The sequence below is a fragment of the Streptomyces longispororuber genome, from assembly GCF_014656095.1.
Classification (GTDB): Bacteria; Actinomycetota; Actinomycetes; order Streptomycetales; family Streptomycetaceae; genus Streptomyces; species Streptomyces longispororuber.
Map to the genome: position 1 here is coordinate 1 of NZ_BNBT01000237.1, position 8,261 is coordinate 8,261.

The following is an 8,261-nucleotide window of genomic DNA, read 5'->3' on the forward strand; positions in this document are numbered from 1 at the left end:
GGGCAGGGCGGCGTCCCGGCCGTCGGACCGGCCCTGGGACCGGCCGTCGACCCGGCCGTCGACCCGGCCGTCGACCCGGCTGTCGGCCCAGCCATCGGCCCGGTCGCCGCCGGGCGCGGCGCGGGAGCCGGGGACGTCCGCGAGCGCGGCGAGGACGGGCTCCAGGCCGGCGAACTCCTCCAGGTGCCGGGCGCAGAGCTCGCAGCCCGCCAGGTGCGCCTCGAAGGCGGTGGCCTCCGCGTCGTCCAGGATGCCGAGGGCGTAGGCGCCGACGGTCTCGTGCACATCACCGGGGCCGCCGGGACCGGGAACGTCAGGGCCGGGGCGGCCGGGACCGGGACCGTCAGAACCGGGGCGGCCGGAACCGGGACCATCAGGGCCGGGGCTCCGCCCGGGACCGCCGTGGCCGTGTGCGTCGTACGCGTCGTACGGCGTGCTCATACCGTCACCCCCCGCTCCTCCAGAGCCAGCTTCATCGAGCGCAGCGCGTAGAAGACCCGTGAGCGCACCGTGCCGCTGGGGACACCCAGGCGCTCGGCCGCCTCGTTGACCGTACGCCCTTTGAAGTAGGTCTCGACAAGTACCTCCCGGTGCGCGGGGGTCAGGTCCTCCAGCGCGTCCGAGAGGGTCATCAGCCACAGCGCCTTATCGATCTCGTCCTCCGCGGGGATGACCTCCAGCGGCGACGGGTCGACCTCCTGCGGCCGGGCCTGCCGGCTGCGGTGGCCGTCGATGACGATGCGGCGTGCGACCGTCACCAGCCAGGGGCGTACCGAACCGGTCGCACGGTTGAGCTGACCGGCGTTCTTCCAGGCACGGATGAGCGTTTCCTGTACGACATCCTCGGCGCGCTGCCGGTCTCCCGCCACCAGGCGGAGCACATAGGCGAGAAGCGGTCCGGCGTGCTCGCGGTACAGCGCGCGCATCAGCTCCTCGTCCGGCTCCGGCGGAGGCGTCGCTCGATGCCGGTGCGGGCGTTCATCGGCCACGGCGGAATCCTTGCGCACGTCTGCCTCCGCTGTCCGCTGTTCGTCCCGTCCGGCCGGCTCGGGCCGCCGACCGGTCTCCCTGGACGTACGGACGCCACGCGGGGCGCGTTCAAGGTGGAGCCCAACTTCCTTCCACCGTCGAGGTTTTGACCCTCGCCGGGGCGGTCAGGCCGGGGCGAGTCCCGCCGCCCGCCGCCGGTGCCGGGCCACCCGCTCCCGGTTGCCGCACACCTCGCTGGAGCACCAGCGGCGGCGGTGCCCCCGGGACGTGTCGAGGTACACGATGGGGCAGTTGTCGCCCGCGCAGCGGCGCAGCAGCGAGCGGGCCACCGGGTCGGTGAGCAGGTCGACCGCGTCCCGGGCCACGGCCGCGAGCAGGGCGGCGCGGCCGGGCGTGCCGTGCAGGGCCAGGGTGAGGCTGCCGTCGGGGTGGCGCGGCGGGCGCGGGGCGGGCGGGGCCGACGCGGCGAGCGCGTTGACCCGGGCGAGGGCCTCCTCGGCGGGCCGCGCGGTGAGCTCCCCGGTGACCAGGCGGTCGATGTGGCCGCGCAGGTCGCGGAAGCCGTCGAGCCAGGCGGGCCCCGCGTCCGGCAGCGGCGTGCCCGGCGGGACCAGGCCCGCCCCGGCCAGCCAGGCGCGCAGCCGGTCGACCCCGTCGAGCCGCTCCGCGGGGTGGGTCGTCGCGAGGAGGTCGAGGCAGGGCCGCCCGGAGTCGAACCGCAGCTCGCCGTACGCGGCCTTGTGCGGGGCCGCACCCAACGCCATGCGCCTGTCACCGCCTCGGTGTCGCCGCTGAGTTCGGGGGGGGCCGGTGAGCGCCCGCGGTCCGGCACGCACCCACGTTCCGGTGCGCGCCGAGGTTCCGGCGCGTGCCGCTGTCCCGGTGCGTGCCCGCGTTCCGGCACGCCCCCACGTCCCGGTGCGCGCCGAGGTTCCGGCGCGCCCCGGCCGTACACCCGTCCGTACTCCTACAGTGCCCGTCCCGGCACCGGTCCGGAACCCCTGCCACCACGGGGGCCCGGCGGGCGGGCCGGGACCCGCGCCGGGAGGGGCCGAGACGCACGCGCATGCGGCCGCGCTCGTCGGCCATGGCCGCGGGTCCGGGCGGCGGCTTGACTCGGTGCCATGACGACCGACAACACGCCCCGCCCCGCCCCGGCCGCCCCGCGGGGCCCGCGCCCCGGCGGCCCGGCCCTGGGGGCCGCGGTGCTCACCACGGGCCTCACGGCCGGGGCCTTCTTCGTCTTCGCGTGCGCGGTGATGCCGGGCCTCGGGCGCGGCTCGGACCGCGCGTACATCGAGGTCATGCAGCACATCAACGAGGTGATCCAGAACCCGGTGTTCCTCGCCGCGTTCCTCGGCGCGCCGCTGAGCACGGCGTACGCGGCGTGGCGGCTGCGGCGGGTGCCGGCGGGCCGGTGGGTGCTCGCCGCGTTCGTCGCGTACGGAGCGGCGTTCACGCTCACCGCGGGGGTGCACGTGCCGCTGAACGACGCCCTCGCGGCGGCGGGCGACCCGGCGGTGATCGCCGACCCGGCGGCCGTGCGCGCGGATTTCGAGGGGCCGTGGGTGGCCTGGAACGCCGTGCGGGCCGTGCTGTGCACGCTGGCGTTCGGCCTGCTCTGCCGGGCGCTCGTGGCGTACGGCGCCCCCGCGGCTCAGCCCGTGGACGGTGTCGCCGCCGCGGGGTCGAACGCCAGGCGGTAGCCGCGCTTGACCACCGTCTGGATGAGCTTCGGCGTCCCGAGGGCCGTCCGCAGCCGGGCCATGGCGGTCTCGACGGCGTGCTCGTCGCGGCCCGCGCCCGGCAGGGCCCGCAGCAGCTCGGCGCGGGCCACCACCCAGCCGGGCCGCCGCGCCAGCGCCCGCAGCAGCGCCATCCCCGCGGGCGGCACGGGCCGCAGTTCGCCGTCCACGAGCACCGCGTGGCCCCGGATCTCCACCCGGTGCCCGGCGAGCGGCAGCACGGGGGCCCGGGCGGGCAGCTCCCGGCACAGGAGCTGGACGAGCGGGCCGAGCCGGAACCGCTCGGGCTGGACGGTCGCCACGCCCCGGTCGCGCAGGGGCAGCGCGGTGACCGGGCCCACGCAGGCGGCGAGCACGTCGCCGGTCAGGGCGGCGAGGAGGTCGGCGGCGCTCCCCCGCTGCTCGGCGCGCGCGAGGAGCGAGGCGGCGGCGGGCGCGCTGGTGAAGGTGAGCGCGTCGACGCTGCGGGCCGCGACCGCGTCGAGCAGCCGGTCGACGGGCGCGAGGTCGGCTGGCGGCAGCCACCGGTACACCGGTACGAGGACGACGTCCGCGCCCCCGGCCCGCAGCGCCTCCACGAACCCCGGCAGCGGCTCGCCGTGCAGTTGCAGCGCCACCCGCCGCCCGGCCACGCCCTCGGTGAGCAGGTGGTCGAGGACCTCCGCCATCGACTCCGACGACGGCGACCAGTGCTCGGTGAGCCCCGCCGCCCGCACGGCGCCCTTGACCTTCGGCCCCCGGGCGAGCAGTTCGACGCCGCGCAGCCGGGCCAGCAGCGCCTCGCCGCAGCCCCAGCCGTCGGCGGCCTCCACCCAGCCGCGGAACCCGATGGCGGTGGTGGCGACGACGACGTCCGGGGCGTGGGCGATGAGGTCCTCGGTGGCGGCGAGGAGCTCCCCGTCGTCGGACAGCGGCAGGATCCGCAGCGCGGGGGCGTGCAGGACCGTGGCGCCGCGCCGCTGGAGCAGCGCGCCGAGCTCGTCGGCGCGCCGGGCGGCGGTGACGCCGACGGTGAACCCGGAGAGCGGACCGTGTGCGTGTGAGACGTTCATGACTCCTCGACCCTGCCAACGGCCGGTGACGGCTCTGGATCATCGTGATGTCCGCCGTGTTACGTGGTGACGGCGCGCCCGCCGCACGGGCACGCCGTGGCGCCGTGCCGTCACACCTCGGCGTACGAGGGTTCCCGCCCGGTGCTCGTGGCGGCCGCGACCGTCGACTGCGGGGCGGGCCCGCGCAGGTACACGGCCCAGGTGACCGCGAAGCACAGGGCGTAGAAGCCGAGGAAGGAGAGGTAGGCCGCCGTGCCCGCGCCCGTGCCCTGGAAGGACTGCCGGAAGGCCAGGTTGATCCCGAGCCCTCCGAGCGCGCCGACGGCCCCGATGAGTCCCATGGCCGCCCCCGAGAGCCGCCGCCCGTACCGCAGGGCCGCCTCCCCGTCGAGCCCCCGCCGCACCGCCTTGGCCTGGAAGATGCCCGGGATCATCTTGTACGTGGAGCCGTTGCCGAGGCCGCTGAGCACGAACAGCACCACGAACGCGCCGGTGAACAGCGTGAGCGACTCCCGTACGGACGCCAGCACGACGACCCCGGTGGCGGCGGCCATGGCGACGAAGTTGCCCAGCGTGATGCGGGCCCCGCCGTAGCGGTCCGCGAGCCGCCCGCCCACGGGCCGGACGAGCGACCCGAGCAGCGGCCCGACGAAGGTGAGCTGCGCGGCCTCCAGCGGGGTGCGCCCGAACTGCGTCTGGAGCACGAGCCCGAAGGCGAAGCTGTACCCGATGAACGACCCGAACGTCCCCACGTACAGGAACGCCATGATCCAGGTGTGCGGGTCCCGGACGGCCTCCTTCGCGGCCCCGGTGTCGTTCCTCACGGACGCGATGTTGTCCATGAACAGCGCGGCGCAGACGGTGGCGACGACGACCAGCGGGATGTAGATGCCGAGGAGCAGTCGCGGCCCTCCGCCCGCGCCGATGACGGCGAGCGCGACGAGCTGGACGACGGGGACGCCGATGTTGCCGCCGCCGGCGTTGAGGCCGAGGGCCCACCCCTTCTTCCGCAGCGGGAAGAAGGCGTTGATGTTGGTCATGGAGGAGGCGAAGTTCCCGCCGCCCACCCCGGTCAGCAGGGCGCACACCAGGAACGTGGTGTACGAGGTGCCCGGCTCCATGACGAGGAACGCGGCGACGGTGGGGAGCAGCAGGAGCGCGGCGGCGACGACGGTCCAGTTCCGGCCCCCGAACCGGGCGACGGCGAAGGTGTACGGCACCCGCGCCACGGCCCCCACCAGCGTCGCCATCGACACCAGGAAGAACTTCCCGGCCGGGTCGATGCCGTACTCGGGTCCCATGAAGAGGACCATGACCGACCACAGTGTCCACACGGAGAACCCGATGTGCTCGGAGAGCACCGAGAACGCGAGGTTCCGCCGCGCGGTCCGCTCGCCCTCCCGCTCCCAGAACGCGTCGTCCTCCGGGTCCCACCGCCGGATCCATGTGTTCCGGCCCCTCCACACGCCCTGCGCCATGACAAGCCTCCCGACCGACGGCTGGTGATGCCGAAGGTAGGGAGGGCAGGTTTCGGCCATGTGCCGGTGCGTCACCACTGGGGAACGACGGTCTCACCCGGGGCGGGCCGGGACGGTGAGCACCGCCGTCCCGGCCCGGCGGCCGCCTCAGCGGTTGACGGCCTGGATCTCCTTGACGACGACGTCCTGGTCGGCGCCGAACTCGCCGTCCGGGAGGTCCGCGCCGGCTCCGTTCGTGCTCGTCCAGCGGATCTTCCAGGTGACCGTGGCCTTCAGCGCGTACGCGCCGTCGCCGGACGAGCGCAGGTACTCCACCCCGCAGGGCGGGGTCTTCCCGGCCTTGCCCCTGGCCCAGGGCTCACCGATGCGGCCGTCCTTGCCGAGGGCGCACTCTCCGGAGGCGGGGTGGGTCCGGGCGTCCTTCGTGCCCGGCTCGATCCGCAGGGACACGGGTTCGGCGGTCGTCGTGGCCGACAGACCGGTACCGGGCAGGCTCGCCGTCGCGGAGACCTTCCTGAACTTCGTCCTGTCCAGCCAGCCCCAGGTGGGCAGGTTGACCTTGGTCTCGCCCGCGGGCGCCATGGTGACCTCGGTCCCGGGGATGGGCAGTTCGTCGTAGGCGTACGCGGCGAGGATGCGCGGGCTGATGGCGAGGGGCTCGTCGGGGGTGTCGCCCTCGTCCACCCAGAAGGGCGGCTTCGTGCAGGAGTTGACCTCCGGGTCGTCGAGGCGGTTCTTGTTCTTCACCGCCGCCCAGAACATCCCCTTGCCCTGCTTGTCCAGGTTGTAGTTCTTGTACTCGCCGTCCTTGTAGCGCTTGTCGAGGGCGTCGCCGAGGACGTCCGCGGCCCCGCCGATGAACGGCAGCGACTCCAGGCCGCGCAGCGCCTTCACCGTGCCCGCGAGCTGCTTCGGGGAGAAGGCGGGCTCGTACCAGCAGGCGGGCGGCGTCCAGTCGCTGTCGGTCGGTGTGAGCGTGCCGGTCCCGGGCTGCTTGCGGGTGCCGCCGCCGGTGACCGTCACGACCTTGGACTCGGCGTAGATGGTGCGGCCGTTGGTGCCGCCCTTGCCGCTGCCCTCCAGGGGCTTGCCACCGCCCTTGCCGCCGCTCGCGTACGCGGCTCCGGGCACGGCCGCCAGGCAGAGGGCGACGAGGGGCACGAGAGGGGTGAGGGCGCGCCGGGCGGTCCGCTGGTTCACAGGCACTGCTTCGCCGCCTCGATCGACGTCACGGACGTGGTCTGCCAGACGCCCTCGTCGTTCTTCTCCAGCCGGGTGTTGAAGAACGCGTAGTCCTTGTCGGAGGCCGGGACGGACTTGTCCACCTTCTTGGTCTTGCGGTTCATGGGGTACGTCTTGCTGGAGTCCATGCAGTAGGTCACCGCGGCGGTGTCCTTCTTCAGGAGGGTCACGTTCCGCTTGTAGTAGCGCGTCGTGCCGACGAAGGACCGGTCGTCGTCGTAGAAGCCCTTGACGTAGGTCGCCGCCGACATGAGGGCGTCCCCCGCGGAGTAGAACTTCAGCGCCGGGTGGTCCTCGGCCTCGACCGTGACGGCCTCGTCCAGCGAGTTGATGCGCCGCTCGCTGTCCGCGAGGACCGCGTCCTTCGTCGCGTCGCCCGTCTGACCGCCCTCGAAGACGTTCCGCACGCCCTTGGGCAGCGTGATCCGCGGCCGCTTGACGCCGTCGGCCGAGGCCTCCGGCGACGGGGTCGCGCTCGTGCCGCCGCCGGTCTGTGCGCCCTCGATGGTGTCGGCGCCCTTGGAGTCCTTGGAGCCGCCGTCTCCGCCGCCGCAGGCGGCAAGTGACAGGACTGCGGCAGCGGTCAGAGACGCGGCAGCGAGCAGCGTGGGTCGGCGGTGCACAGTCAACTCCCGGTGTGACGTGGGTTCACTTGAGTGAACCCACGCTATCCATGGGCACAGCGAGGCGCGACGGTGAGGTTTGCCGAGGACGAGGGCAGAAAGGGGCATACCGGCGCGGTGGGCGGGGGGTTGTTGCGCAACGGTGGCAGAACGGGGCAGGGGTGGTGACGGGCACTGGGGTGTGCTCTGGCGCCCTGGCGCGCTGGGCGCGGGGCTCGTGGGGTGCGGGGCTCGTGGGGTGCGGGGCTCGTGGGATGCGGAGAGCGGGGCGCGGGGGATGTGCGGGGCGGGGGGGCAGGCGGGCTTCCGGCCCGGGCCGTGGCCTCGGCTCCGTGCGGTGGTTCGTGCGGGGCGCACTCCTCAGGTGCCCCGCGCGTTCTGGTCGTCAGGCGGACCATGCGGGCCGTTCGACAGGTGTCCCGTGCGGGCCGTTCATCAGGCGGACCATGCGGGCCATTCGACAGGTGTCCCATGCAGGCCGCTCGTCAGGTGTCCCGTGCGGGCCGTTCGTCAGGTGTTTCCGGTGGCGGGGCGTCCGCCGCCGGTGCCGGGGTCCGTCGTGCCACGAGGTCCACCCACCCCACGGCCAGCACCATCACTGCGATCAGAGGCCACACCAGCATCAGCATTCACACCGTGTACGTCGTGCCGAGCGCCTCCGCCGACCGCCGTCCAGGCGCGGGGCGTCGTACGCCATGTCGAGGAGAGGGACCACCGAGATGATCAAGAGGTTGTGTCCCCGTGCCATCCGGTTCGGCCCCGCCGCGCCTCAGCACCCCGCGCCCGGGCGGGCCACGCCCCGCGCCCCTGCCGCCTCCCCGCCGTCGCGACCGCAAACGCCGGGCGCGGTCAGGGCCGTGCCGTCTCCGGCGGTGAGCCGTCTCCCGGCGGGGGCTGCTCCCCCGGCCCGGCGTCGCCGCCCCCGGTTCCGCTCCCGCTGTCGGCCGGTGCCGACGCGGCCGGGTCGGCGGGCGCGAGCGCGGCCTCGGGCGGCCGCGGGGCCAGGAGTTCGGGGGCGTCGGTGGGCCCGGGGGCGGGGTGCCCGCCGTCCGCCGGGGCCGGGCCGGGGGGCGGCGAACCGTCGCCACGGGTCGGCGCCGGGGCGGTCGGACCGTCCGGCGTACCGTCCTC

General features: G+C 74.8%; 8 protein-coding genes and 1 pseudogene. 1 reads left to right on the forward strand and 8 read right to left on the reverse strand.

Annotation, left to right across the window (positions count from 1 at the left end; all coding sequences use genetic code 11):
- The 3 genes from IE330_RS39490 to IE330_RS36730 all read right to left on the reverse strand — a co-directional run.
- Positions 1 to 285 (reverse strand): zf-HC2 domain-containing protein (locus tag IE330_RS39490; protein ID WP_229926189.1); only part of this gene is annotated, 285 nt, incomplete at its 3' end.
- 152 nt (positions 286 to 437) lie between these two features.
- Positions 438 to 1,007, reverse strand: a complete 570-nt coding sequence (locus tag IE330_RS36725; protein ID WP_190140526.1) for a sigma-70 family RNA polymerase sigma factor — start codon at positions 1,005 to 1,007, stop codon at positions 438 to 440.
- A 147-nt stretch (positions 1,008 to 1,154) separates the two neighbouring features.
- On the reverse strand, positions 1,155 to 1,754 hold the full coding sequence (locus tag IE330_RS36730) for a CGNR zinc finger domain-containing protein (RefSeq protein ID WP_190140527.1): 600 nt from the start codon (positions 1,752 to 1,754) through the stop codon (positions 1,155 to 1,157).
- Positions 1,755 to 2,114: 360 nt separating this feature from the next.
- Here IE330_RS36730 and IE330_RS36735 point away from each other — a divergent pair, with 360 nt between their 5' ends.
- Positions 2,115 to 2,696, forward strand: a complete 582-nt coding sequence (locus IE330_RS36735) for an anthrone oxygenase family protein (RefSeq protein ID WP_190140528.1) — start codon at positions 2,115 to 2,117, stop codon at positions 2,694 to 2,696.
- Here the strand turns inward: IE330_RS36735 and IE330_RS36740 are convergent.
- From IE330_RS36740 to IE330_RS39495, 5 genes and pseudogenes are all read right to left on the reverse strand, one after another.
- Positions 2,648 to 3,787, reverse strand: a complete 1,140-nt coding sequence (locus IE330_RS36740; protein WP_190140529.1) for a uroporphyrinogen-III synthase — start codon at positions 3,785 to 3,787, stop codon at positions 2,648 to 2,650. The genes IE330_RS36735 and IE330_RS36740 overlap by 49 nt on opposite strands.
- 110 nt (positions 3,788 to 3,897) lie before the next feature.
- Entirely contained in the window at positions 3,898 to 5,265 is a 1,368-nt protein-coding gene (locus tag IE330_RS36745) for a nitrate/nitrite transporter (protein ID WP_190140530.1), read from the reverse strand.
- 147 nt (positions 5,266 to 5,412) lie between these two features.
- Positions 5,413 to 6,465, reverse strand: a complete 1,053-nt coding sequence (locus IE330_RS36750) for a hypothetical protein (protein WP_190140531.1) — start codon at positions 6,463 to 6,465, stop codon at positions 5,413 to 5,415.
- Positions 6,462 to 7,130, reverse strand: a complete 669-nt coding sequence (locus IE330_RS36755) for a hypothetical protein (RefSeq protein ID WP_190140532.1) — start codon at positions 7,128 to 7,130, stop codon at positions 6,462 to 6,464. Before IE330_RS36755 ends, IE330_RS36750 begins: the two co-directional genes overlap by 4 nt.
- Before the next feature lie 849 nt (positions 7,131 to 7,979).
- Positions 7,980 to 8,261: pseudogene (locus IE330_RS39495) on the reverse strand (hypothetical protein); the annotation flags it as partial.

What these genes read in the sequence shown, in the direction of transcription:
- IE330_RS36730 (WP_190140527.1), bottom strand. Translation starts at nt 1,754, where the DNA reads ATGGCGTTGGGTGCGGCCCCGCACAAGGCCGCGTACGGCGAGCTGCGG.
- IE330_RS36735 (WP_190140528.1), top strand. Translation starts at nt 2,115, where the DNA reads ATGACGACCGACAACACGCCCCGCCCCGCCCCGGCCGCCCCGCGGGGC.
- IE330_RS36740 (WP_190140529.1), bottom strand. Translation starts at nt 3,787, where the DNA reads ATGAACGTCTCACACGCACACGGTCCGCTCTCCGGGTTCACCGTCGGC.
- IE330_RS36745 (WP_190140530.1), bottom strand. Translation starts at nt 5,265, where the DNA reads ATGGCGCAGGGCGTGTGGAGGGGCCGGAACACATGGATCCGGCGGTGG.